19 protein-coding genes are annotated in these 24,077 nt (G+C 67.7%); 16 read left to right on the forward strand and 3 right to left on the reverse strand.

Annotated elements, in window-relative coordinates; translation table 11 throughout:
- Positions 1 to 2: 2 nt before the first annotated feature.
- A complete protein-coding gene (locus RBR52_RS10275; protein WP_320377109.1) occupies positions 3 to 776 on the forward strand; it encodes an alpha/beta hydrolase in 774 nt (257 codons plus the stop codon).
- Here RBR52_RS10275 and RBR52_RS10280 read toward each other — a convergent pair.
- Entirely contained in the window at positions 692 to 1,069 is a 378-nt protein-coding gene (locus RBR52_RS10280) for a DUF2917 domain-containing protein (protein ID WP_320377110.1), read from the reverse strand. The two genes, RBR52_RS10275 and RBR52_RS10280, sit on opposite strands and share 85 nt — an antisense overlap.
- A 139-nt stretch (positions 1,070 to 1,208) precedes the next feature.
- Between RBR52_RS10280 and RBR52_RS10285 the strand changes: the two genes are divergently transcribed.
- Entirely contained in the window at positions 1,209 to 2,219 is a 1,011-nt protein-coding gene (locus RBR52_RS10285; RefSeq protein WP_320377112.1) for a LysR substrate-binding domain-containing protein, read from the forward strand.
- Between the two features lies 1 nt (position 2,220).
- On the opposite strand, the gene mnmC is transcribed toward RBR52_RS10285, so the two are convergent.
- Both mnmC and RBR52_RS10295 read right to left on the reverse strand, forming a co-directional pair.
- Positions 2,221 to 4,443, reverse strand: coding sequence for an FAD-dependent 5-carboxymethylaminomethyl-2-thiouridine(34) oxidoreductase MnmC (mnmC, locus tag RBR52_RS10290; protein WP_320377113.1), 2,223 nt, complete (start codon positions 4,441 to 4,443; stop codon positions 2,221 to 2,223).
- A complete protein-coding gene (locus RBR52_RS10295; RefSeq protein ID WP_320377114.1) occupies positions 4,440 to 5,060 on the reverse strand; it encodes a 5-formyltetrahydrofolate cyclo-ligase in 621 nt (206 codons plus the stop codon). The genes mnmC and RBR52_RS10295 overlap by 4 nt, the downstream gene beginning before the upstream one ends.
- A gap of 15 nt (positions 5,061 to 5,075) precedes the next feature.
- On the opposite strand from RBR52_RS10295, the gene RBR52_RS10300 reads away from it, so the two are divergent.
- The 14 genes from RBR52_RS10300 (at position 5,076) to eno (ending at position 24,034) form a co-directional block, all read left to right on the forward strand.
- Positions 5,076 to 7,160, forward strand: a complete 2,085-nt coding sequence (locus RBR52_RS10300; protein WP_320377115.1) for a lytic transglycosylase domain-containing protein — start codon at positions 5,076 to 5,078, stop codon at positions 7,158 to 7,160.
- A 91-nt stretch (positions 7,161 to 7,251) separates the two neighbouring features.
- A complete protein-coding gene (locus tag RBR52_RS10305) occupies positions 7,252 to 8,244 on the forward strand; it encodes a complex I NDUFA9 subunit family protein (RefSeq protein ID WP_320377116.1) in 993 nt (330 codons plus the stop codon).
- Positions 8,245 to 8,472: 228 nt separating this feature from the next.
- Positions 8,473 to 10,485: an ATP-dependent helicase gene (locus tag RBR52_RS10310; protein ID WP_320377117.1), complete on the forward strand. Its 2,013-nt coding sequence runs from the start codon at positions 8,473 to 8,475 to the stop codon at positions 10,483 to 10,485.
- 108 nt (positions 10,486 to 10,593) lie between these two features.
- Positions 10,594 to 11,241: a DUF1345 domain-containing protein gene (locus RBR52_RS10315; protein WP_320377118.1), complete on the forward strand. Its 648-nt coding sequence runs from the start codon at positions 10,594 to 10,596 to the stop codon at positions 11,239 to 11,241.
- A 139-nt stretch (positions 11,242 to 11,380) separates the two neighbouring features.
- Complete coding sequence (locus RBR52_RS10320) at positions 11,381 to 12,043, forward strand: hypothetical protein (RefSeq protein WP_320377119.1); 663 nt, start codon at positions 11,381 to 11,383, stop codon at positions 12,041 to 12,043.
- A gap of 281 nt (positions 12,044 to 12,324) precedes the next feature.
- Entirely contained in the window at positions 12,325 to 12,684 is a 360-nt protein-coding gene (locus RBR52_RS10325; RefSeq protein ID WP_320377121.1) for a hypothetical protein, read from the forward strand.
- Positions 12,681 to 15,113 carry a phosphoenolpyruvate synthase gene (ppsA, locus tag RBR52_RS10330; protein ID WP_320377122.1) on the forward strand — a complete coding sequence of 811 codons (2,433 nt, stop codon included), beginning with the start codon at positions 12,681 to 12,683 and terminating at the stop codon, positions 15,111 to 15,113. Before RBR52_RS10325 ends, ppsA begins: the two co-directional genes overlap by 4 nt.
- Complete coding sequence (locus tag RBR52_RS10335) at positions 15,113 to 16,075, forward strand: LOG family protein (protein ID WP_320377124.1); 963 nt, start codon at positions 15,113 to 15,115, stop codon at positions 16,073 to 16,075. Before ppsA ends, RBR52_RS10335 begins: the two co-directional genes overlap by 1 nt.
- Positions 16,072 to 17,610: an MBL fold metallo-hydrolase gene (locus tag RBR52_RS10340; RefSeq protein WP_320377125.1), complete on the forward strand. Its 1,539-nt coding sequence runs from the start codon at positions 16,072 to 16,074 to the stop codon at positions 17,608 to 17,610. The genes RBR52_RS10335 and RBR52_RS10340 overlap by 4 nt, the downstream gene beginning before the upstream one ends.
- Positions 17,611 to 17,659: 49 nt before the next feature.
- Entirely contained in the window at positions 17,660 to 18,712 is a 1,053-nt protein-coding gene (locus RBR52_RS10345; RefSeq protein ID WP_320377126.1) for a thiamine pyrophosphate-dependent enzyme, read from the forward strand.
- 10 nt (positions 18,713 to 18,722) lie between these two features.
- Complete coding sequence (locus tag RBR52_RS10350) at positions 18,723 to 19,739, forward strand: alpha-ketoacid dehydrogenase subunit beta (protein ID WP_320377127.1); 1,017 nt, start codon at positions 18,723 to 18,725, stop codon at positions 19,737 to 19,739.
- Complete coding sequence (locus RBR52_RS10355) at positions 19,736 to 21,004, forward strand: dihydrolipoamide acetyltransferase family protein (protein WP_320377128.1); 1,269 nt, start codon at positions 19,736 to 19,738, stop codon at positions 21,002 to 21,004. The genes RBR52_RS10350 and RBR52_RS10355 overlap by 4 nt, the downstream gene beginning before the upstream one ends.
- A complete protein-coding gene (gene pgi, locus RBR52_RS10360) occupies positions 21,001 to 22,662 on the forward strand; it encodes a glucose-6-phosphate isomerase (RefSeq protein WP_320377129.1) in 1,662 nt (553 codons plus the stop codon). Before RBR52_RS10355 ends, pgi begins: the two co-directional genes overlap by 4 nt.
- Positions 22,663 to 22,735: 73 nt before the next feature.
- Positions 22,736 to 24,034: a phosphopyruvate hydratase gene (gene eno, locus RBR52_RS10365; RefSeq protein ID WP_320377130.1), complete on the forward strand. Its 1,299-nt coding sequence runs from the start codon at positions 22,736 to 22,738 to the stop codon at positions 24,032 to 24,034.
- Positions 24,035 to 24,077: the final 43 nt, after the last annotated feature.

The raw sequence follows: 24,077 nt of genomic DNA on the forward strand, positions 1-24,077 counted from the left end.
CCATGTCCGCACATCACCCCAACTCCCTTCCCCTCGTCCTGCTGCACGGCGCGGGCGGCGACGCCAGCGTGTGGGCGGCGCAGACCGAGTGGCTGACGGCGCGCGGCTGGCATTGCCTGCCGCTGGAGCTTCCCGCGCACGGCGCCACGCCCGCGCCGCCGCTGGAACGCATCGAGCGCATGGCCGACTGGGTCTGGTCGCAGCTCGACGCGCGCCAGATCGGCCCCGTGGTGCTGGCCGGGCACAGCATGGGCTCGCTGGTCGCGCTGCATGCCGCAGGTCAGCGTCCGGGGCAATTGAGGGGGCTGGCGCTGCTGGGTATTTCGTGGCCCATGCGGGTGTCGCGCAAGTTGCTGGCGCAGGCCGAGCAGTCGCCGCAGGAGGCGATCGACAACGTGGTGCGCTGGTCTTATGCCCAGGCCGAGCCGCTCACTCCGGCCCCGGGTTTCCAGCCGCCGCAGATATACCGCAAGCTGCTGCTGCGGCAGCAGGCGAACTGGGCCGGGGGCAGCCTGCTGGCCGTCGATCTTGCCGCCTGCGACCGCTACACCGGCGGCGAGACCGCGGCGCGCTCATGGGGCGGGCCGACGCTGTTTCTGCTCGGCGAGCACGACCGCATGACCCCGCCCGCTCAGGCCGAAGTCCTGCGCGCGATGCTGCCGCGCCAGCGCACGGTGATGCTCGACTGCGGTCACAACCTCATGGCCGAGGCGCCGCACGCCGTGGCCCACGCGCTGGCCGACTGGATGGAACGCGAACTCGGTCTGGCTTTCTGATCGCACACTGCGCGCCCGATGCTGGCGCCCAGCCGCAGCCGCGCCGCGCCGCACCACACCGTGAGCACCACCTTGCCGCAGCCGCGCACCGTGTAGCCTTCTCCGGCATGCAGGAAGACGTCGTCGGGCTGGCCTTCCTCGGTGAGCCAGACGCGCACCGGGTCGGGCTGTGGCGCAGGCACCTGCGCCGCCTCCAGCCGCACGCTCAGTCCTGCGGCGTGGCGCAGCGTCAGCGAATCGCCAGTCTGCAATTCGATCCCGTCGCGCTGGATGGACACTTCGGTCTGCGGCATGATGACCTCCGGTTAGCATGTCAAAAATGCATGAAGGAAGACGGCATCGAAAAGACCCTCGCGCTCTTTCGATCTTCATGTCGGCTGAAGTCTAGGTGGCGGACAGGGCGGCAAAAAGCGCAAATACGGAAGGTTCATCATGCAAAAAATCGATGGTTCCGCGGACTGCCGGAGCGCGGCTTGCCAGGCACGAGCCCCGCGCAGCCGTCAGGTCGATGCGGGCAATCTGCGCGGCTTCGAGGCGGCGGCACGGCTGGGCAGCTTCACCGCCGCGGCCGATGCGCTGGCGCTGACCCAATCCGCGCTCAGCCGCCAGATTCAAACCCTGGAAGCCAGCGTGGGCGTGCCGCTGTTCGTGCGCGAAGGGCCGCGCGCGCGCCTGTCGCCCGCGGGCGAGCAGTTCGCTGCGGTGGTGCGGCAGGCGCTGCACCAACTCGATACGGCAGTGGAGGGGCTGCGCGCCAGCCAGGGGCGACCGCGGGTGCAGATCACCACCTTTGCATCGCTGGCCAGCCAGTGGCTCATCCACAGGCTGGGGGAATTCCAGACGGTCTATCCCGACATCGACATCGCCGTCGAAACCTTCGACAATCTCAGCGATCTGCAGACCGGCGGGCTGGACATCGCCATCCGCCGCCTGCGCAACGACAACCCTCTGGCTCACGCGCCGCACACGAGCTTCCTGTTCGGCGAGGAAATCACGCCGGTGTGCAGCCCCGCATTGGCGCAGACCGGCCGTGCGCCCGGTGCGCTGGAAGACCTGCCCCGCTGCGTGTGGATCGACGATGTGCGCATTCACAGCGCGCCGCCCATCGCCCGCGCCAATCTGCAGGCGCTGTCCTGGGGCGGCTGGTATGCGGGACTGGGCTTGCCCCAGCCCGAGCCGCAGCGCTGGCTGCGATTCAACTACACCTATCAGGTCATCCAGGCGGCGGTCGCCGGTCAGGGCGTGGCGATGGGGCAGATCGGCCTCATCCGCGATCTGCTGGCCTGCGGCGCCCTGATCGCTCCGGTGGGGCGGCGGGTCGATGCCGGCTACGGCTATTACCTGGCGACCCGCTCCGGCGCGCAGCAGCGCCCGGAAGTGGCGGCCATGCTGCAATGGCTGCAGCAGCAGTTCGCGGCATGGTGTGCGATCGACATTCGATGAATCAGGGCTGTGACGGTCGCAGGGAATGCCGCAGGCGCCGCAGCGCCACGCGCGCCGGGTCGATGGCGTCGGCCAGGTCGGTTTCGATGGGCAGCGGCGTGCCTTCGATCTGGGCCAGCAGGGTTTCGGCCAGCAGCGGCGCCAGGGTGAGGCCGCGCGAGCCCAGACCGGCGCAGACGGCCAGTCCAGACAGGCGGGGCAGTTCGTGCAACTGCTTGCCCGCGGCGCGCTGGGGATCGGCCAGCAGCGGGGCCATGTCGGCGAGCAGGCCGCAGTAGGGCAGGCGGTCGGCGCTGGCCGCGCGCACGCCGACGAAGTGGCGCAGCGCCGCAGTGTGTTCGGGCGGGGGCGGCGATGAGGCGAGTGCGCTCAGGCCCGCGCGGTTGTGCGCCCAGGCTTGTTCGGGGGTAAGGGGCTGGTCTTCGCTCTCGAAAGTGGCGCCGATGAGCAGCCAGTCTTCCTCGCCGGGCTCTTGCAGCAGGCGCACCGCCGCGCGGGGCAGGCGCAGCACATAGCTGCTGCCCATCCACGGCTGCTTGCATGCTTGCAGCGCGGGCCAGAGGCGGGCGGGCAGCGCCTGCGCCTGGCCGCGCAGGGGGCGCAGGGGCAGCCAGTCGGCGTTGGGAATCAGCCCGCTGTCGGCCAGTAATTGCGGGGTTTGCAGCGCGCTGGCGAGCAGAACCAGCGGGGCGCGGGCGAGCGTTTTTCCGGCGGCGTCGAGCACGTGCCAGGCGCCGCCATCATGGTGAAGCCGGGCCGCCCGGGTGTGGCACCGCAGGGTGATGCGCGGGGAGGTCAGCCAGGCCGTGCACAGGGCTTGATTGGCGAGCACGGCGCTGTCCACCTGCCAGCCGTCCTCAGTCCATTGCGCCATTTCGGCGGGCAGGCGCACGCTGCGACGCCAATGCTGCATGCGCCGGGCGTCGGCGGCGTCAGCGGGAGTGAGAGTGGCCGGGCCGAATTGGGCGAGGGAATCCGCATCGGGTGGCAGCGCGCGGCGCAGCTCGGCCATGCCCGCGCGGGTGAGACGCGAGAGCAGGTTGTCGTCCGCCGAGGGCTGCAGATGCGCCAACCCGGCGGGCATGGCCGAGCCGCCGCCTGCGGGTTGCGCACCGGTCTCAATGACTTCGACCGTCCAGCCGCTCTGCGCCAGCGCATGGGCGCAGGCGGCGCCAGTGAGACCGGCGCCGATGACCACGGCCTGCCGCGGCAGCGTCGTGGGCCAGGGTGTCGGCAGGGTGTGGCGGGTGCGCTTCCAGATGGGGTTGAAGGTGGCTTGCAGCCGCTGCCGCTTGCCGCTGAAGCCGGGTTGCAGTTCGACCTCGAAACCGGCCTCGCTCAGCGCCTTTTGCACGGCGTGCGCCACGGTGTAGCTGGCCGCGCGGGCGCCGGGCTTGCTCAGACGGGCCAGCGAGCGCAACAGCTCGGGTGTCCACATGGCGGGATTGCGCGCCGGGGCGAAGCCGTCGAGGTAGAGCGCGTCTGCGGCCAGCTTGAGCCGGGGGGCAAGGGTGGCGGCGTCGCCGAAGGCGAGCAGCAGGTGTACCCCCCCGCCGCCGGGCCGCCCCAAGGCGGGCATCTCCCCCTCCCGACCTCCCCCAGCAAGTGGGGGAGGAGATGACGGCGCTGCGCTATGCAAACGATGCCCCTTCCGACCTTCCGAACCAGTCCGCAAAAGCGCAGATCGACCCCCTCTCCCCCCGGGAGAGGGTTGGGGTGAGGGCTCGCGTGCCAAGGCAGGTAAGGCAAAGCCAACGGCTTGGCTTTGCCCCGCTGAAACGGGGCTACACGCCACGCCTTCATCGAGCACGATGCGGTGCAGGCCGCGCACCGGCGGAGGCCATTTCGCAGCGAGTTCGGCGGCGAGTGGTTGCAGTTCGGGCGGCGCATGGCGCAGCAGATCGGCGGCGCGCACCGGGTGCAGTTCCAGGCTGACATAGTCGAGCCGCCCGCAGCGCTGCGGGTCGGCGCGCCACGCCGCCCAGGTGGCGAGAAAGTTCACCCCCAGGCCGAACCCGGTTTCCAGGATGGTGAACTGCTCACACCCGGCCCAGCGCGCCGGGGTGTCGAGCAGGCCGCAGCCCGCCAGATACACCGTGCGAGCCTGCCCCAGCGCACCGGCGCGGCTGGCGTAGATGTCGCCGTAGCGCGCACTGGCGACCTGGCCGTCGGCGCCCGTCGTGAGGTCGGCGAGTTCCAACAGCGGACCGGATGTGGACTTCAATCGATCAGGGTGAGGGAGAGCGCGTCGAGGCCGTACAGGCCGTCTTCGGTGAGCACCAGATCCATGAGCTGGTCGTGCGGCTGCATGTCGAGCTGGTGCAGCTCGCAGCAGGCATGGCTCAGGCCCACGGTGTACACCTCTTCGCGCCCGGCCAGATAGCGGTCGTAATAGCCGCCGCCGTAGCCCAGTCGCAGCCCCACGTCGGCGAAGCCCACGCAGGGCACAAGCAGGGTGGCGGGCTCGATCACGGTTTCGCCCGCAGGTTCGTCGATGCCGTAAGGGCCGGGGCGCCGCGGTTCGCCGGGCTTCCAGGCGATGAAGGCCATCTGCCTGGTGGTTTCATCGACGCGCGGCAGCGCCAAGGTGCATTCGGGATGGGCGGCCAGCCACTTCGTCACCGTGGGCAGGGGGTCGAATTCGCCGCGGGTGGCGCAGTAGGCGCCGAGGGTTTCGGGCTCCAGCGCGTCGAGCACCTGCAGCAGGCGCGCGGCGAGTTCGGCATGGCGTCGCTCCAGATCGGGCAGGGCCTGGCGCCGGGCGATCAGTTCGCGCCGCAGCTCGGCGCGCAAATGCTGATTGGGTTCTGGGGACAATGGGTCGTAAAGGGGGGTGTTCACGGTAAGCTGTGTCCTATGAGCATCGAAGGGATATTGCCGCGTATTTTGCGCCGCCTGTTGCAGAGTTTGGTCGGCGCGGGCTTGAGCCTGTTCGCGTCGTTGACGCTGGCGCAATCTGCGCCCATTGCCGCCAGCGCATCGGCGCCCGGCGCGAGTGCCGCGCCGGTAGTCATGCCGCCCATGCCCATCATTCCGGCCGACGAGGCGAAGCTGCTGCGGGCGGCGCAAATGGCCTCGCAGCGCGGCGACCCGCAGCCTGCGCAGGATGCGCTGCGGCAACTCGATGGCTCGCTGCTCGCACCGTGGGTGGCCTATTGGGCCATCAAGCCCACGCTCTCCGAGGCCACGCAGGCCGACTTCGACGCCTTCGCCCGCGCCTATCCGCACACCTATGTGCTCGACCGCCTGCGCAACGACTGGCTGCTCGAACTGGGCAAGCGCCAGGACTGGATCGATTTCGACCGCGTCTATCCGCACTTCATCATGCGCGACGATCCGCAGGTGCAGTGCTACGACCTGCAGAGCCGGTTCGCCACCGAGCATGCCGACGTGACGGCGCAGGTGTTCAGGCTGTGGATGGATCAGCGCTATGGCGGCCCTGGCTGCAACAGCGCGGCCACTGCGCTGCTGCGCGACGGCGCCATGCCGCGCGACATGCTGTGGCAGCGCATGCGCCGGTTCTATGAAGACGGCCGCGCCAGGCAGGGGCGCGATCTGCTTGCGCCCTTCTTGCCGGCGGGAAGCTGGCGCATCCTGGCGCAGACCGATACCGACGCGGTGCGCTATCTGCTCGATGCGGCGCGGCGCGGGGCGGCCCGGGCGATGGCCCATGCCGATCAGCGCCAATACCTGGTGCTGGCGCTGCTGAGCATGGCGCGGCAAGACCCGGGGCAGGCCGCACGGCTGCTGCAGGATGATTTTGCCGCCCTGCCCGCGCGCGATCGGGCGCAGATCTGGGGGCGCATCGGCCTGTCCGCGGCGCTGAATCTCCAATCTGATGCGGCGCGCTGGTATGCGCGCATGAACCAGGCCGATCCGGGCTATGTGCCCTCGACCACGGTGCTCGAATGGCAGGCCAGAGCCGCGCTGCGCGCGCAGGATTGGGCCATGGTGCGCAGCGCCACGCGCACCCTGATCGACCAGGGCGACAAAGACCCGTCCTGGCGCTACTGGCATGCCCGCGCGCTCGAAAAGCTCGGCCATCCGATCGAGGGCCGCGCGCTGCTGGCCGAGGTGGCCAACCCCTGGGATTTCTACGGCCAGCTCGCCACCGACGCGCTGGGCATGAAGGTCAGCCTGCCCCCCTCCCTGCCTCCGGCACCCTTGGCGGCTGTAGCGCAGCAAGCAGAGCGGCCGGGGCTGCGGCGCGCGCTGGCCTTGTTCAGCATCGACCTGCGCAATGAGGCGGTGCGCGAATGGAATTTCTCGCTGCGCGGGCTCGACAATCAGCAGATGCAGGCCGCTGCCGAACTGGCCTGCCGGCAGCAGCTCTGGGATCGCTGCATCAATACCAGCGAACGGGTCAAGGGCGGGGTGGACATCGCCCAGCGCTACGTCATGCCTTACCGCGAGGCCATCGGCAAGGCCTCTCAGGCCGAAGACGTGAACGAGGCCTTTCTATATGGCCTGATCCGCCAGGAGTCGCGCTTCATCGCCAATATCAAGTCATGGGTGGGCGCATCCGGGCTGATGCAGCTCATGCCCGCGACCGCCCGGCTGGTGGCGCGCAAGATCGGCCTGGCCGATTACACCCATGACCAGATCGCCGACGTGGGGGTGAACGTCACGCTGGGCAGCGCCTACCTCGGCGGTCTGCTGCAGCAATTCGGCGGCTCCGAGGCGCTGGCCGCAGCGGGCTACAACGCCGGGCCGGGGAGGCCGCGGCGCTGGCGCAATATGGGCCTGCCCGATCAGCCGCTGCTGCCCGGCGCCATCTTTGCCGAGAACATCCCCATTCCCGAAACCCGCGACTACGTCAAGCGCGTGCTGGCCAATGCCACGGTGTATGCCGCCCTCCTCAGCGGCAAGCCGCAGTCGCTCAAGGCGCGGCTGGGCGACGTGGGTACGCCCGACGCCATGCTGGCGAGCAATCAGCGCTGAAGCAGGTCGCGGTCTGCGCTTGAGGCGGCGCATTCTTCTGTCGGGCCGGTTCTGGCACACTTTGCCTTATCGCAGGCTTTCAGGAAATCTCATGCAGCAGCAGAACATCCTCGTCATCGGCGGCAGCGGATTCATCGGCAGCCGCCTGGTCAATGCCCTGTCGCTGGGCAATCATTTCGTCACCGTGCCCACCCGCCGCCGCCAGCGCGCACGCCATCTGGTGCAGTTGCCGCTGGTCGATGTGGTCGAGGCCGATGTGCGTGACGACGCCAAGCTGGCCAGGCTGGTGGCCGGGCGCGACGCGGTGGTCAACCTCGTGGGCATCCTGCACGGCAGTCGCGGTCAGCCCTACGGGCGCGACTTCGCCCGCGCGCATGTCGATCTGCCGCGGCGCATCGCTGCGGCCTGTGCGCAGGCGGGCGTGCGCCGTGTGGTGCACATGAGCGCGCTGGGGGCCGACCCCAAGGGGCCGTCGATGTATCTGCGCTCCAAGGGCGACGGCGAAGCGGCGCTCAAGGCGCAGACCGGGCTCGACCTCACCCTCTTCCGCCCCTCCGTGGTGTTCGGCCCCGAAGACAACTTTCTCAATACCTTCGCCCGCCTGCAGCGGGTGTTTCCCGTCGTGCCGCTGGCGGGGGCGAAAACCCGCTTCGCCCCGGTGTATGTCAGCGATGTGGTGACGGCCTTCGTCAACAGTCTGGTCGGGCCGCAGGCACGCAAGACCTTCGGCCAGACCTTTGAGCTGTGCGGCCCGACCGTCTACACCCTGGCCGAACTGGTACGGCTTTCGGGCCGGTGGGCGCGGGTGGGCGGCGGCTGCGGGCGCCCCATCATCCCCCTGCCCGACGCGCTGGGACGGCTGCAGGCGCTGATGATGGAACTCGCCCCCGGCGAACCGGTGATGAGCCGCGACAACCTCGATTCCATGAAAGTCGACAGCGTGTGCAGCGGCGCCCTGCCGGGCTTCGTGCCTGAACTCGGCGTGCCGCACCCCGAATCGCTGGAGGCCATCGCCCCCACCTACCTCGATCCGAAATACCGGGAGTCGGAATACGAGGCGATGCGCACGACCGCGGGGCGCTGATTCCTGATTCCCGATTCCAGCAGGTAGACGGGCTAGTGCAGTGTTTCACGCTATCTGGAACATAAAAACGCGTCTTTGGCGCCGGGGCGGCGTTGCAAATCCGCGCGATACCTGCGGGTATCGCTGTGGTTTGCGCCTTGCCCCAACCCCAAATCCATCGTTTTTATTTGTTCCATCAAGCATGAAACACTGCACTAGACTGCACCGCCTTGCGTTATCAACTGCCCCATGCTCAACGCCGCCCAGGAACGTGCCGTCGCCCATCTGTCTGGGCCTTGCCTCGTCATCGCCGGGGCGGGCAGCGGCAAGACGCGGGTCATCACCCACAAGATCGGGCGGCTGCTGCGCGCCGGGCTCGAGCCTGAACAGATTGCGGCGATCACCTTCACCAACAAGGCGGCGGCCGAAATGCGCGAGCGCGCGGCGCAACTGGTGGACAGGCGCGGTGTGGCCGGCAAGCTCGCCATTTCCACTTTTCACGCTTTAGGCGTGCGCCTGTTGCGCGAAAGCGGGCAGGCGCTGGGGCTCAAGCCCAAGTTCTCCATCCTCGCCGCCGACGACGTGACGGGCCTGCTGCGCGATGCCGGCGCCACCACCGACAACGCCCAGGCGCGCCGCTGGCAGTGGACCATCAGCCTGTGGAAAAACGCCATGCTCACGCCCGAGGCGGCGGCGCGCGTGGCGCAGAACGATGACGAGCGCGTGGCCGCCAGGGTTTACGCGCGCTATGCCGACATGCTGCAGGCCTATCAGGCGGTCGATTTCGACGACCTGATCTGGCTGCCCGTCACCCTGCTGCAGCAACACGCCGACGTGCGCGCGCACTGGCAGGGCAAGCTGCGCTATCTGCTGGTGGACGAATACCAGGACACCAACGCCGCGCAGTACGACCTGCTGCGACTGCTGGTGGGCGACAAGGGCCGCTTCACCGCAGTGGGCGACGACGACCAGAGCATCTACGGCTGGCGCGGCGCCACACTGGACAATCTGCGCCGTCTGCAGACCGACTGGCCCACGCTGGAAGTCATCAAGCTGGAGCAGAACTATCGCTCGACCAACGCCATTCTGCGCGCGGCCAACGCCATCATCCAGAGCAACCCCAAGCTCTATCCCAAGAGTCTGTGGAGCGAGCATGGCGAGGGCGAGGCGGTGGAGGTGCGCGCCGCGCAGAATGAAGACGAGGAGGCGCAGATGGTGGTCGCGCGCGTGCAGGCGCTGCGCAGCGGCCGCAATGCCGAGCTGGCGCACATTGCCGTGCTCTACCGCGCCAATCACCAGTCGCGCCCGCTGGAGCAGGCGCTGCGCCGCGCCAACATTCCCTATGTAGTCAGCGGCGGGCAGAGCTTTTTCGACCGCGTCGAGATCAAGGATGTCTGCGCCTATCTGCGGCTGCTGGCCAATCCCGACGACGATCCCGCCTTTCTGCGCGCCGTCACCACCCCGCGCCGGGGCATCGGCCCGCAGACCCTGGCGGCGCTGAGCACCTTCGCCGGGCAGTGGAAGATCTCGCTGTTCGAGGCGCTGTTCCGCGACTCCATGCCCGCCGCAGTGGGCGCGCGCCCCGCCGACCATCTGCGCGAGTTTGGCCGTCTGCTGCACGACATCGAGTGGCGTGCCCGCACCGCGCCCGCCGGTGAGTTGCTGCGCGAGATGCTGGAGACCATCGGCTTTCGCGCCTGGCTGCAAGAGCACAGCGACAACCCGCGCGAGGCCGAACAGCGCTGGAAGAACGTCGACGACTTCTGCGGCTGGATCGAACGCAAGGCCGAAGAAGACCAGGTCGGCCTCACGCAGATCGCCCAGACCATTTCGCTCATCACCCAGTTGCAGGAACGCGGCGAGCAGCGCGACGCCGTGACCCTGTGCACGCTGCACGCCGCCAAGGGGCTGGAATGGCCGCATGTGGTGCTGGCCGGATGCGAGGAAGGGCTGTTGCCGTTTTTCACCGAGGAGCGGCCGCTGTCCGATACCGCGCTGGAAGAAGAGCGCCGCCTGATGTATGTGGGGGTGACGCGCGCGCGGCAGACTCTGGTGCTGAGCTGGTGCCAGAAACGCAAGCAGGGGCGCGGCGCAGCGGGGCGCAGTCCCAGCCGCTTCATCGCCGAGATGCAGACTGGGCAGACCAAGGTCAGCAACAAGGAGGCCGCGATGGCGCGCATCGCCGCGCTGCGCAGCCGCCTGGGTGCGATGGCCGCCGAAGAGAGCGCTGCTAGGAGCCTGTCGGACTTGGGGCGTCGATAGCGAAAAATGGCCCCGGCGAGGACAGTTTTTGCCGACGATCCTCAAGCCCGACAGGCTCCTAGCAGCCTGTCGGGTTGGGGGCGCCGTTCACTCTACACTGCCTGCCCCATGCGCAATCCGCTTTTCACCCTGTATCGCACCCTGAGCCACCGCCTGCGATTGAGCGCAGCGTTGGGTCTGGGCGTGGTGCTGTGGTGTGTGCTCAGCGCCAGTTTGTCGCACACCATTGCGTTGCTGTGGGCTTTCGATGCCAGCGCGCTGCTGTTTCTGGCGACGGCCGCCTGGATGATGGCGCACGCTACCACCGAAACGCTCAGGCGCCGCACCGAACTGGAGACCGAAGGCCGCTGGACGGTGCTGCTGTTCAGCCTGGTGCTGTCGGGGGCGGTGTTCGCCGCCCTGTCGGTGGAGTTGCACTCGGTGCGCGGCCATCCCGGCGAACTGGCGCTGGCCGGCAGCAGCATCGTGCTGTCGTGGTTGTTTTTCTCGGTGATCTTCGCCTTGCAATACGCGCACAGCGACTACACCGCGCGCACGGCAGGCACGCCTGCGCTGATCTTTCCCAACAACCAGATACCCGATTATTGGGACTACCTGTATTTCTCCATGGTGCTGAGCATGACCTTCCAGACCTCGGACGTGAACATCGCCGGGCGGCATGTGCGGCGCCTGGTGTTGCTGCACAGCGTGGCGGCGTTCTTTTTCAATGTGGTGATTCTGGCGCTGACGGTCAATGCACTGGCTGGCGCCTTCTGATTCTTGGGGCGCTTCGATGAATCCTCAGGAGAGCGAACAGTTGCGCATTCCTTGATCTGCATCAAGGCGCAAGTTGGCGGATTCGGCAGGGCTTCATGTAACTAATTGATACTCTGGCTTTCTCTTTGAAAGGAAGTCCATGAAAAAATCCCTGTTGACCGTCGCCCTCTCCGCGCTGGCCCTTTCTTCGGCCGCGCTGGCGCAAGAAACCAGGAAGCCGCTGACCTTCAGCGAAATCCAGACCATCCGCATCATGGCCGGCGGGGTGGTGGGCAACGCCCTGGCCAAAACCATGGAGCGCCCGCATCTGGGCGTTCTGGCGAACCGTTCGGTGATCTGCAACGACCTGGCTGGCGGCATCGGCGGCACCTTGACGGTGAACAAAGCCGATTCCCAACTGACTTTCGAGTCGGTGAAAGACAAGGCGGAGACTGCCCCGGCCATCGCCCGACTTCTGCCTTCTGACGGCATTTACATGGCCTTCGGCGGCGAGTGGAAGAAAGAAGAAAACATGGCGCTGCTCGAAGCCGCGCTGGAGCAACTGGCCGAGCATCACTACAAGGGCAGCGTGATTTTCCACGTCACCACCTGGGCGCAAAAACAGCCGCAAGAGATTGCCGCGCGCAACCCCAGGATCGCCAAGTACTTTGAAACCGCCACCCTGCGCGCGGTGACGCTCGACCTGAACAAAAAAGAGGCAATGATCAACAAGATCACCTTTGACGGCAAGGACTACAAGCTGAGCGTCGCCGCCACCGCCCCGCTGCGCGACGATCTGGTCGAACTGTTCAAGCGCCAGTAAGACCGGCGACTGAAAGCCGCAAGGTCTTTCGACCGTTCCACGACACCCCGCCTCGGCGGGGTGTCGTGCTTTTCGGGGTGGTGTGTCGATCCCACATCCTTTCTGGCTTGACTTGACTTCCCTCAAGTGCGGATCGACTGTGTCATCACGTTTTTTCTGCAACGCCAGGCAAAGCTTTGCACCGGTCGTCGACTGCCGTGATAGCTTCAAAGCAAGCTCATCACCGGAAGGGAAGTGATTGCACCAGGCGCTGAAAGCTTTGAGGGTGGGAATGATCCGGCGTGTCCGAGGAGCGTGTCCAAAGGGTAGCCGTCAAGGCGCGAAGCGCAGCCGCGCCCGTCGGCACAGCGCACATTTGCCACGCCGACCCGGAGCTTGGGCTGCGGCTCACGCCGCAGGCGTGGACGACCGCGGCGGGGGCGCTTCTGGGCGGGCTTGATCTGGCGCAAGGACTGGGCGTGATGCCGCGTTACGCTGAATCGGTCTTTCGTCCGATCCGCCTGCTGCAGCAAGCGGGCGGCGGGTTCAGCGCCCGGCAACAGGCCCTGCCCACGCTGTGGGATACCTGGCAGGCGCCGAGCGCGGCAGACCGGCTGCAAAGCCTCAGATCACAACACACAACACCCTGGAGAACCGCATGAGTCGTGACACTTACATTCGCTTTTTCGATCAGATCGGCATCGGCGATGTGCCGCTGGTGGGCGGCAAGAACGCCTCGCTCGGCGAGATGTATCGCAAACTCTCCAGCCAAGGCGTGCGCGTGCCCAATGGCTTTGCCATCACCGCCGAGGCCTACCGCTACATGCTGGACGCCGCAGGCGCCTGGGATGCGCTGCATGAGACGCTCGACGGCCTCGATCCCGACGATGTGCAAGACCTCGCCCGCCGCGGCAAGCGCGCCCGCGAAATCGTCTACGGCGCGGGACTGCCCAAGGATCTGGCCGCCGAGATCGTCGCCGCTTACCGCAAGCTGCAGCAGCAATACGGCGAGGACGTGAGCCTGGCGGTGCGCAGCTCGGCCACTGCCGAAGACCTGCCCACGGCCAGCTTTGCCGGCCAGCAGGACACCTATCTGAACATCCGCGGCGACCAGAGCCTGCTCGACGCCTGCCGCCGCGACTTCGCCAGCCTGTTCACCGACCGCGCCATTCACTACCGCGTCGATCAGGGCTTCGACCAATTCAAGGTGGCGCTGTCCATCGGGGTGATGAAAATGGTGCGCTCCGACCTGGCCGCCTCTGGGGTGATGTTCTCGCTGGACACCGAGTCGGGCTTTCGCGACGTGGTGTTCATCACCGGCGCCTACGGTCTGGGCGAGAACGTGGTGCAGGGCGCGGTCGATCCCGACGAGTTCTACGTTCACAAACCCACTTTCGCCGCCGGTCATCGCACCGTGCTGCGCCGCAGCCTGGGCGACAAGGCGGTGAAAATGGTGTTCGTCGAGGGCGAGACCCGGCAGACCACGCGCAACATCCCCACGCCCAAGGCCGACCGCGAGCGCTTTTGCCTGGACGACGCCGACGTGCTCGAACTGGCCGACGCCGCCATCAAGATCGAGCAGCACTACGGCCACCCGATGGACATGGAGTGGGCCAAGGACGGGGTGGACGGCCAGATCTACATCGTGCAGGCGCGGCCCGAAACCGTGGCCTCGCAGCGCCGCCTGACCGAAATCGAAAGCTATGTGCTCGACGGCCGCGCCGATGTGCTCGCCAAAGGTCGCTCGGTGGGCGAAAAAATCGCCAGCGGCACGGCGCGGGTGATCGCCGATGTGGCGCATCTGTCCGATTTCAAACCGGGCGAGGTGCTGGTGGCCGACATCACCACGCCGGACTGGGAGCCGGTGATGAAAACCGCCGCAGCCATCGTCACCAATCGCGGCGGGCGCACCTGCCATGCGGCCATCATCGCCCGCGAGCTGGGCATTCCGGCGGTGGTCGGCGCGGGCAATGCCACCAGCGTCGTGCCCAGCGGCCAGAGGGTCACCGTTTCATGTGCCGAGGGCGACAGCGGCAAGGTGTACGACGGCATCGTGCCCTTCCATGTCGACAAGACCGAGATCGGCGATCTGCCCCGCCCGGTCACGGGCATCATGATCAATATCGGCAACCCGGAAATCGCCTTCAAGACCTCGTTTCTGCCCAATGACGGCGTGGGTCTGGCGCGCATGGAGTTCGTCATCAACGAATCCATCAAGGCGCATCCGCTGGCCCTGCTGCATCCCGAACGGGTCAAGGACGCGGCCACGCGCCAGACGCTCGCGCACCTGCTGCGCGGCTACGAAGATGGCGCGCAGTTCTTCGTGCAAAGACTCTCCGAGGGCATCGGCACCATTGCCGCGGCGTTCTGGCCCAAGCCGGTGGTGGTGCGCATGTCCGACTTCAAGTCCAACGAATACGCCTCGCTGCTCGGCGGGGTGGATTTCGAGCCGGATGAATCCAATCCCATGATCGGCTTTCGCGGCGCGTCGCGCTATGCGCATCCGGCCTATGCCGAAGGCTTCGGGCTGGAGTGTCTGGCGATGAAGCGGGTGCGCGAGGACATGGGGCTGAGCAATGTGATTCTGATGCTGCCCTTCGTGCGCCGCGTGAAAGAGGCCGACGAGGTGCTGGCCAAGATGGCCGAATACGGACTCAATCGTGGAGAGAACGGCCTGCAGATCTACGCCATGTGCGAAATCCCGAACAACGTCATTCTCATCGACCAGTTCGCCAAACGCTTCGACGGTTTTTCCATCGGCTCCAACGACCTCACCCAGCTCACCCTGGGGGTGGACCGCGACAGCGAAATCGTCGCTTTCGATTATGACGAACGCGACGACGGCGTGAAAGAGATGATTCGCCTCGCCGTCGAAGGCTGCCGACGCAACGGCATCCATTCCGGGCTGTGCGGCCAGGCGCCTTCCGACTACCCGGAAATGGCCGAATACCTCGTCGAACTGGGCATCGACACCATGAGCCTGAACCCGGACAGCGTGATTGCCACCACTCAGCATGTGCTGGAGGTCGAGGCGCGTCTGGGGCGCAAGCCCCGCGTGCAGGGTGAACCCGGCGACGGGGCGGCCGCGTGATGGGCCACCCGGACATTCCGCAACCCGCGCACCGCACCCAGCGCAGCCAGCCGCTGCCTTGGGAACGCCCCAAGCCGGTGGAGGAAGAGGCGCAGGCGCAGGCGCGGCTGCGCGCGATCATGGAGCACCCCTCGTATATCGAGGCCGACCGCGATGTGGCGTTTTTGCATACCGACGCGCACCGCGGCCTGCGTCTGCAGCTCGACTACGAAAAGGCCGAGCAGACGCTGCAGGCGCACGGCATCACCCGCACCATCGTGGTCTTCGGCAGCACCCGGCTGCGCGAGCCGCAGACGGCGCGCAGCGAGCTCGAAGCCGCGCGGCGCCAGGCGGCAGAGCGGCCTGACGATGCGGCCGCCGCCCGCGCGCTGCGTTTGGCCGAGCGGCGCCTGGCGCTGTCGCGCTATTATCAGATCGGCTTCGACCTGGGCCGGATGATCGGCGCGGCGCGCATTCCCGGCCTTGTGGTGATGACCGGCGGCGGCCCCGGCGGCATGGAGGCGGCCAATCGCGGCGCCTTCGAGGTCGGGGCTGAAACCATCGGCATGAACATCGCCCTGCCGCGCGAACAATACCCCAACCCCTACCTCACGCCGGGGCTGTGCTTTCAGTTCCATTACTTCGCACTGCGCAAGCTGCACTTCATGCAGCGCGCCGCGGCCATCGTCGCGCTGCCGGGCGGCTTCGGCACCCTCGATGAACTGTTCGGCGCGCTCACGCTGATCCAGACGCGCAAATCCGCGCCCATTCCCATCGTGCTGATCGGCGAGTCTTACTGGCGCGGGGTGTTCAACGTTGACTTTCTGCTCGAAGCCGGCAGCATCGACGAAGAGGATGCCCGGCTGTTCTGGTTTGCCGAAGACGCGCAGCAGGCCTGGGACGGCATCCACACCTGGCATGCGCGCAACGGCTCGCCGCTGGAAGGTTACGCCACCGCGTCACCCCAAGGACGACAACCATGAAACTCTCCTTCCACGGCGCCGACCGCAACGTCACCGGCTCCTGCCATCTGCTGCAGGCGCAGGGCACGCGGGTGCTCATCGACTGCGGCATGTTCCAGGGCAGCCATGAACTCGACGAGGAAAACGCGGCGGACTTCGGCTTCGACCCCAAGTCGATCGACCTGCTGCTGCTCACCCATGCGCATCTGGACCATTGCGGACGCATTCCCCTGCTGGTCAAGCGGGGCTTTCGCGGCGAGATCATCACCACCGCGGCCACGCGCGAGCTCACCCGCGTGGTGCTGCTCGACGCCGCCCATTTGCAGGAAGAAGAAGCCGAGCGCAACCGCCGCCACGCCAGCCGCCGCGGCGACGCACCGGGCGAGCCGCTCTACACCACTCTCGATGCGCTCAATGCGATGGAGTTTTTCGGCCGCACCGCGGTCTATGGGCAGACGCTGGAACTCGCCCCGGGCTTGATCGCCGCCTTTTTCGATGCCGGGCACATCCTGGGCTCGGCCAGCATCCGCATCGAACAGGTCAAGGACGGCGCGCATCGCTCGGTGATCTTTTCCGGCGACCTCGGCAATAGCGGCCGCGCCGTGCTGCGCGACCCGCAACGGCCGCCGCGCGCCGACGCGGTGGTGATGGAAACGACCTACGGCGACCGCCTGCACAAGCCCATCGCCCCCTCGATCGCCGAGCTGTTCGAGGCCATCAACGAAACCCTGCAGCGCGGCGGTAACGTCATCATCCCGACCTTCGCGCTGGAGCGCGCGCAGGAGCTGCTTTACTACTTGCGCGAAGGCATCCAAGCGGGCAAGCTGGCGCGCACCCTGCCGGTGTTTCTCGACTCGCCGATGGCGATTTCCGCCACCGAAATTTTCCGTCACCATCCCGAGTGCTACGGCGAGGCCATCGAGGCGTTGTTTCGCCAGGGCGCCGATCCGTTTTCCCTGCCCGGCCTGCGTTTCACCCGCGAAGCCGCCGACTCGATGGCACTGAACCGTCTGGTCGGCGGCGCGGTCATCATGGCCGGGTCGGGCATGGCCACTGGCGGTCGCGTGCGCCACCACCTGCGCCACAACCTCGGACGGCGCGAGTCGAGCGTGGTGTTCGTCGGCTACGCCGCGCGCGGCACGCTTGCCCGCCTGCTGATCGACGGCGCGCGCAGCGTCAGGCTGTTCGGCGAGGAGATTCCGGTGCACGCGCGGCTCTACACCATCAACGGCTTCTCGGCGCACGCCGATCAGGCCGAACTGCTCGCCTGGCAGCAGGCGCTCTCTCCCGAGCAGACCATCCTGGTGCACGGCGACCCCGACAGCATGGATGCGTTTGCTGCATTGCTTTCAGGGGAACGCAGGGCCGCCCCAAGTTTCCCTGTCCACCTCGCGGCTTGCAAGCCGCTCGGATTCGGCTCCGTCCAGGCTGCCGCAGGGCAGCCTGGAGCCGCGGGCCTCATCCCCCGCGGGGGGCGGGTCGGCAAGCCGACCCTGGGGGCCCTCAAAAACACGAAGGTGCATCGTCCCGCTCAGGGTGATGTCATCGCCTTGTAACCCGTCCCTGTCAGCCTCGCCCCCCAACCTTTCCAGGAGAACGCCCGCCGTGAACCGAGATCTGCATCTGCGTTTTCTGCGCGACATGCTGCGCGCCCGCCGCCTCGAAGAGCGCCTGGCGCAAGAGTATGCGAAGGGCCATATCGGCGGTTTTCTGCATCTTTACCCCGGCGAGGAGGCGGTGGCGGTGGGCGTGCTCGCCGCAGCCGAACCGGGCGACTATGTGGTGAGCACTTACCGCGAGCATGTGCATGCGCTGGCGCGCGGCGTGTCCATGCGCGCCATCGTCGCCGAGCTGTTCGGCAAGCGCACGGGCTGCTCGGGCGGAATGGGCGGGTCGATGCACCTGTTCGACGCCGAGCGCCGCTTTCTCGGCGGCTATGCGATCGTCGGCGAGACCTATCCCATCGCCATCGGCGCGGCCTACGCGGTGCAACTGCGCGGCCTGCCCGAGGCGGTGATCTGCTTCTTCGGCGATGGCGCGGTCAACCAGGGCACGTTTCACGAGTCGCTCAATATGGCCGCGCTGTGGAAGCTGCCGGTGCTGTTCGTCTGCGAGAACAACCACTACCAGATCGGCACCGAAATCCATCGCCACTCGGCCGTCACCGAGGTATACAAGCGCGCCTGCGCCTACGGCATTGCGGCGCAGCGCGCCAGCGGCATGGAGGCCGAAGGCGTCCATGCGCACGCCAGCGCCATGCTCGCGCAGATCCGCGCCGGGCAGGGGCCGCAACTGCTGGAGCTCGAAACCTATCGCTACCGCGGCCATTCGATGGCCGATCCGGGCAGCTACCGCCCCGCGGTCGAAGTGGCCGCCTACACCGCGCAAGACCCGATCGGTGCCGAACTGCGCGAGCTCAAGACGCACTGCCCCGACGACGCTCTGCTGCACAGCCTGGGGCTGCAGAGTTGCGCCGCGCTCGGCGACCGCTATGTGCGCAACGGCCATCTCGACACCGCCGGGCTGGACAGGCTCGAAGCCGAGATTCGCGCCGAAATCGACGATGCGGTGGCGTTCGCCATCGCCTCGCCCGAGCCCACCTTCGACGACGCCCGCCGCGCGCTGCAATGCGGCGTCGATCCGACCAGCCTCATTTGACGAGACGGATATGCCCATTCAGACACTCACCTACTGGCAGGCGCTCAACCGCGCGCTCGACGCGGAGATGGCCGCAGACGACGCGGTGTTCACCCTGGGCGAAGACGTCGGCCTGTACGGCGGCACGTATCGCGTCACCGAAGGGCTGCAGGCCAAATACGGCGAGCGCCGCGTGCTCGACACGCCGATTTCCGAGAACAGCTTCACCGGCCTGGGCGTGGGCGCGGCGCTGGCGGGCCTGCGCCCCGTGGTCGAGATCATGACGGTGAATTTCGCGCTGCTGGCGCTGGACGCCCTCATCAATATGGCGGCCAAGATTCCCTTCATGTCCGGCGGGCAGTTTCGCATGCCGCTGACCATTCGCATGCCCGGCGGCGTGGCGCGGCAACTCGCCGCGCAGCATTCGCAGCGGCTGGAACACACGCTGATGAACGTCGCCGGGCTGCGCATCGTGGTTCCGGCCACGCCGCAGGATGCCTACTGGCAACTGCGCCAGGCCATCCGCGCCGACGACTGCGTGATCGTGCTCGAACACGAACTGCTCAATTTCGACCAGGGCGCGGTGGATGAAGACGCGCCCGCCCCGCCGCCGCACCGCGCGAGGGTGCGCCGCGCAGGAAGCGACCTCACCCTCATCGGCTATTCGCGCATGGCCAACCAGGCGCTGGCCGCCGCCGAACAGCTCGCCGCCGAAGGCATGGAAGCCGAGGTCATCGACCTGCGCTCGCTCAGCCCCATCGACTGGGCGACCTGCGCCGCCTCGGTGCGCAAGACCGGCCATGTGCTCATCGCCGAGGAAGACAGCCGCTTCGCCGGAGCCGGGGCGGAAATCGCCGCCACGCTCACCGAAATGTGCTTCGGCAGCCTGCAAGCCGCGCCGATGCGCGTGGCCGCGCTCGACCTGCCCACGCCCTACAACAGGCGGCTGGAAGAGCAGTCCATTCCCCAACCAGCCGACATCGCCGCCGCCGCGCGCAATCTGCTGGAACAAACCCCTTTGAAGAACCCCATGGAGAACCCCGCATGACCCGCACCGCCGTCATCCTGCCCGTGCTGTCCGACACCATGCAGACCGGGCGCATCGCGCGCTGGCTCAAGCAGCCGGGCGACGCCGTCAAGGCCGGCGAGGTGCTGGCCGAAGTCGAATCGGACAAGGCCATCATGGATGTCGAAGCCTATGCCGACGGCGTGCTCGCCGGGCCGCTGGCGCCGGTCGATAGCGATATTGCGGTGAAATCGACCATCGCCTGGATCGACGATGCGGGGTCGGCGCCAGCGCCGCACGAGCCCGCACAACCTGGCGCACATCCGTCGCAGACCGAGGCGCCGTCGCCTGAATCAAACCCTGCGCCCACCCCATCTGTCCCCCAGCCGGAACCGCACGCCGATTCCTTCCCGGCCAGCGCGGTACTCGACGCGGCGCTGGCCGCGCGCTCTCAAGGAAACGCAGGGCCGCCCCAAGTTTCCTTGACCCCCTCGGGGGGCGGGTCGGCGAGCCGACCCTGGGGGCGCACAACCGTTGGCGCCTCGCCCTTCGCCCGCGGACTGGCGGCCGAGCTGGACATCGACCTGGCGCTGCTGCGGCCCGACGCCCAAGGCCGCATCACCGCGGCGCAGGTGCTGGCCGCGGCCATCGGCCCGCAACTGCCGCATCTGCAACTCGGCCCGGTGCATCGCATCGAGCGGCCCAGCAGCCTGAAGGCGGCAATGGCCGAGAACATGCAGCGCACCGTGCATACCCCGACTTTCCATGTCACCACGGCGGTCGATCTGCAGGCCCTGCACGCCGCCGCGCAGCAGGCGCATCGATCCGTCAGCCTGCTGCTGGCGCGCGCCTGCGCGCTGACCCTGCAGAAGCACCCGGATTTCAACGCCTGCTGGACACCCGGCGGACTGGCGCGGCGCGAGACCATCGACATCGCCATCGCCGTCGATACCGCAGACGGGCTGATGACCCCGGTGTTGCGCAACGCCGTCCGCGCCCTGTCCGAGCTGGACGAAGACTGGCGAGAGCTGCGCGAGAAAGTGGCGCGCCGCCGCCTGGCGCCTGCCGACTACACCGGCGCCACCTTCTATCTCTCCAACCTCGGCATGTTCGCCGGGGTCGAGCAGTTCGACGCCATCGTGCCGCTGGGCGCTGCGGCCATACTCGCGGTGGCCGCGCCGGCGCGCGACGGCCTGACCCGGCTCACCCTCACCTGCGACCACCGCGTCGTCGCCGGCGCCGACGCCGCGCGCTTTCTCGCCACGCTGGACGAGCTTTTGCGTGCCCCCGAGGGTTTGATGGCATGAAACTGAACCCGCCGGACTTGCCGCCGCAAAACACCCATTCCGCTTGGGATCAACTCGCCGCGCATCACCGCCAGATCGCCCCCCTGCACTTGCGCGAGCTGTTCGCGCAGGACCCGCAGCGCGGCGAGCGCATGCAAGTCGAAGCGGCGGGGTGGTATTTCGATTACGCCAAGAACCGCCTGACCGAGCAAACCCTGACCTGGCTCGCCGATCTGGCGCGGCAGTGCGGCCTGCCCGAGCGGCGCGACGCCATGTTTCGCGGCGAGCCGGTCAACGCCACCGAAAAGCGCGCCGCGCTGCACACCGCCTTGCGCGCGCCCAGGGGGGTGAAAGCCGTGGTGGATGGCGTCGATGTCGTGCCCGAAGTGCATGCCCTGCTCGAACGCATGGCCGAGTTCGCCCATCAGGTGCGCAGCGGTCAGTGGCGCGGCCATACCGGCAAGCCCATCCGCAACGTCATCAATATCGGCATCGGCGGCTCCGACCTCGGCCCGGCGATGGCCTGCGAGGCGCTGCAGCACGTTTGTCACCCCGGACTGACCCTGCGCTTCGTGTCCAATATCGACCCGGCCGATCTGCACCTGGCCACCCGCGGCCTGAGCGCCGAACAAACCCTGTTCATCGTCTGTTCCAAGAGCTTTCGCACTTTCGAGACGCTGACCAACGCCCGCGCAGCGCGGCAATGGTGCGTGGACCAACTCGGCGACGAGCGCGCCGTGGCGCGCCACTTCGTCGCGGTGTCGAGCCAGCCGCAGGCGGTGGCCGAGTTCGGCATCGACACCCGCCACCTGTTCGGCCTGTGGGACTGGGTGGGCGGGCGCTATTCGATGGACTCGGCCATCGGCCTGAGCACCATGATCGCCATCGGCGCCGACGCCTTCGGCCAGATGCTCGCCGGTTTCCGGGCGATGGATGCGCATTTCCAGACCGCGCCACTGCAGCAGAACCTGCCGGTGCTGCACGGCCTGATCGCGCTGTGGAACAACAACCTGCTCGGCGCCGAAACCCAGGCCATCCTGCCCTACAGCCAGGCGCTGCGCCGTCTGCCCGCCTACCTGCAGCAACTGGTGATGGAGAGCAACGGCAAGCACGTCACCGCCAGCGGTCAGCCGGTGCAGCGCTCCACCTCGCCCATCGTCTGGGGCGAACCGGGAACCAATGCCCAGCATTCCTTTTTCCAGTTGCTGCACCAGGGAACCCGGCTGGTGCCCTGCGATTTCATCGGCTTTTGCCGCAGCACCACCGCGCAGGCGGCGCAGCACGATCTGCTCATGGCCAATCTGCTCGCGCAGTCCGAGGCGCTGGCCTTCGGCAAAACCGAGCAGGCGCTGCGCGCCGAAGGCGTGCCGCCCGAGCAAATCGCGCAGCGGGTGTGCGAAGGCAACCGCCCGAGCAACACCCTGCTGGCCGACGAGCTTTCGCCTTTTACGCTGGGCGCCTTGGTCGCGCTGTACGAGCACAGCGTGTTCACCCAGGGCGTGTTGTGGGACATCGATTCCTTCGATCAATGGGGCGTCGAGCTGGGCAAGGCGCTGGCCACACGCATCGCCGCCGAGCTGGCCTCGGGCGAGGGCGCGGCGCAGGCGCACGACAGTTCGACCCAGGCGCTGATGCGCCGCTATCGTCAGGCCTCGGCCAGATTCGACAGGCCGTCATGAAACCGGCGCAGCATTCATTCTGGCCGCCGAGGTCGGCGGCATGTGTCTATTTAATCGAACAGGAGCCCTCCCCATGAACGCCACCCTCACCGCACTGACCGCCCGCGAAATCCTCGATTCGCGCGGCAACCCCACCGTCGAAGTCGATTGCACCCTGGCCTGCGGCATCAAGGCGCGCGCCGCCGTGCCTTCGGGCGCGTCCACCGGCTCGCGCGAGGCGGTGGAATTGCGCGACGGCGACGCCCGGCGCTTTGGCGGCAAGGGCGTGCTCAAGGCCATCGGCCATGTCAACGAGGTGCTCGCGCCGCAACTCCTCGGCCGCGATGCGCGCGAGCAGGCGGCCATCGACGCCGCGATGATCGCGCTCGACGGCAGCGACAACAAGGCCAAGCTCGGCGCCAATGCCCTGCTGGGCGTGTCGCTGGCGGTCGCCCGCGCCGCTGCCGCCGCTTGCGACCTGCCGCTCTACCAATACCTCGGTGGCCCGGGCGCGACGCGCCTGCCGGTGCCGCATATGAACATTCTCAACGGCGGGGTGCACGCGCATTGGCAGGGCGCCGATTTTCAGGAATTCATGATCGCGCCGCTGGGCGCGCCCACGATGCGCGAAGCGGTGCGCTGGGGCGCGGAGGTCTATCACGCGCTGCAGGCGATTCTGCAGGCCAGGGGGCTGTCGGTCGGCGTGGGCGACGAGGGCGGGTTTGCGCCGCAGGTGCAGTCCAACGAACAGCCGCTGGAACTCATCGCGCAGGCCATCGAAAAGGCCGGGCTGCGGCCCGGCGCCGATGTGGCGATTGCCATCGACCCGGCGTCGAGCGAATTCTTCGAGGACGGCCGGTATTACAACCTGCGCACCGAAAAGCGCCGCCTCGAAGCGCCCGAAATGGTCGAGTACTACGCCCGGCTGGTGCAGGCGCACCCCATCGTGCTGCTCGAAGACGGCATGGCCGAAGACGACTGGGCCGGCTGGAAGGCGCTCAACCAAGCGCTGGGCGAGAGCATCGAACTGGTCGGCGACGACATTTTCTGCACCAACCCGGCGATCATCGCCCGCGGCATCGAGGAGAACATCGCCAACTCGGTGCTCATCAAGCTCAACCAGATCGGCACGCTCACCGAAACCATCGCCGCCAACCGCCTGGCGCGCGATCACGGCTGGGGCGCGTTCGTGTCGCACCGCTCGGGCGAGACGGTGGACAGTTTCATCGCCGACCTCACCGTGGCGCTCGACACCGGCCACCTCAAGACCGGCGCCCCCGCGCGCGGCGAGCGGGTGGAAAAATACAACCAGCTCATGCGCATCGAGCAGGAGCTGGGCAGCGCGGCGCATTACGCCGGTCGCGGCGCCTATGTGCGCGCGCCGTGCTTCTGACCCAATCGCTCGCACGACGTTCCACGGCGCCCCGCCTCGGCGG

The sequence above is a fragment of the Thiomonas sp. genome, assembly GCF_034007205.1.
In the GTDB taxonomy this organism is placed as follows: Bacteria; Pseudomonadota; Gammaproteobacteria; order Burkholderiales; family Burkholderiaceae_C; genus Thiomonas.

Excerpts from the sequence above, each read along its gene's own strand:
- RBR52_RS10315 (WP_320377118.1), top strand. The coding sequence starts at position 10,594 with ATGCGCAATCCGCTTTTCACCCTGTATCGCACCCTGAGCCACCGCCTG.
- RBR52_RS10285 (WP_320377112.1), top strand. The coding sequence starts at position 1,209 with ATGCAAAAAATCGATGGTTCCGCGGACTGCCGGAGCGCGGCTTGCCAG.
- ppsA (WP_320377122.1), top strand. The coding sequence starts at position 12,681 with ATGAGTCGTGACACTTACATTCGCTTTTTCGATCAGATCGGCATCGGC.
- RBR52_RS10275 (WP_320377109.1), top strand. The coding sequence starts at position 3 with ATGTCCGCACATCACCCCAACTCCCTTCCCCTCGTCCTGCTGCACGGC.
- RBR52_RS10350 (WP_320377127.1), top strand. The coding sequence starts at position 18,723 with ATGCCCATTCAGACACTCACCTACTGGCAGGCGCTCAACCGCGCGCTC.
- eno (WP_320377130.1), top strand. The coding sequence starts at position 22,736 with ATGAACGCCACCCTCACCGCACTGACCGCCCGCGAAATCCTCGATTCG.
- RBR52_RS10280 (WP_320377110.1), bottom strand. The coding sequence starts at position 1,069 with ATGCCGCAGACCGAAGTGTCCATCCAGCGCGACGGGATCGAATTGCAG.
- RBR52_RS10320 (WP_320377119.1), top strand. The coding sequence starts at position 11,381 with ATGAAAAAATCCCTGTTGACCGTCGCCCTCTCCGCGCTGGCCCTTTCT.
- RBR52_RS10340 (WP_320377125.1), top strand. The coding sequence starts at position 16,072 with ATGAAACTCTCCTTCCACGGCGCCGACCGCAACGTCACCGGCTCCTGC.
- pgi (WP_320377129.1), top strand. The coding sequence starts at position 21,001 with ATGAAACTGAACCCGCCGGACTTGCCGCCGCAAAACACCCATTCCGCT.
- RBR52_RS10335 (WP_320377124.1), top strand. The coding sequence starts at position 15,113 with ATGGGCCACCCGGACATTCCGCAACCCGCGCACCGCACCCAGCGCAGC.
- RBR52_RS10355 (WP_320377128.1), top strand. The coding sequence starts at position 19,736 with ATGACCCGCACCGCCGTCATCCTGCCCGTGCTGTCCGACACCATGCAG.
- RBR52_RS10300 (WP_320377115.1), top strand. The coding sequence starts at position 5,076 with ATGAGCATCGAAGGGATATTGCCGCGTATTTTGCGCCGCCTGTTGCAG.
- RBR52_RS10305 (WP_320377116.1), top strand. The coding sequence starts at position 7,252 with ATGCAGCAGCAGAACATCCTCGTCATCGGCGGCAGCGGATTCATCGGC.
- RBR52_RS10310 (WP_320377117.1), top strand. The coding sequence starts at position 8,473 with ATGCTCAACGCCGCCCAGGAACGTGCCGTCGCCCATCTGTCTGGGCCT.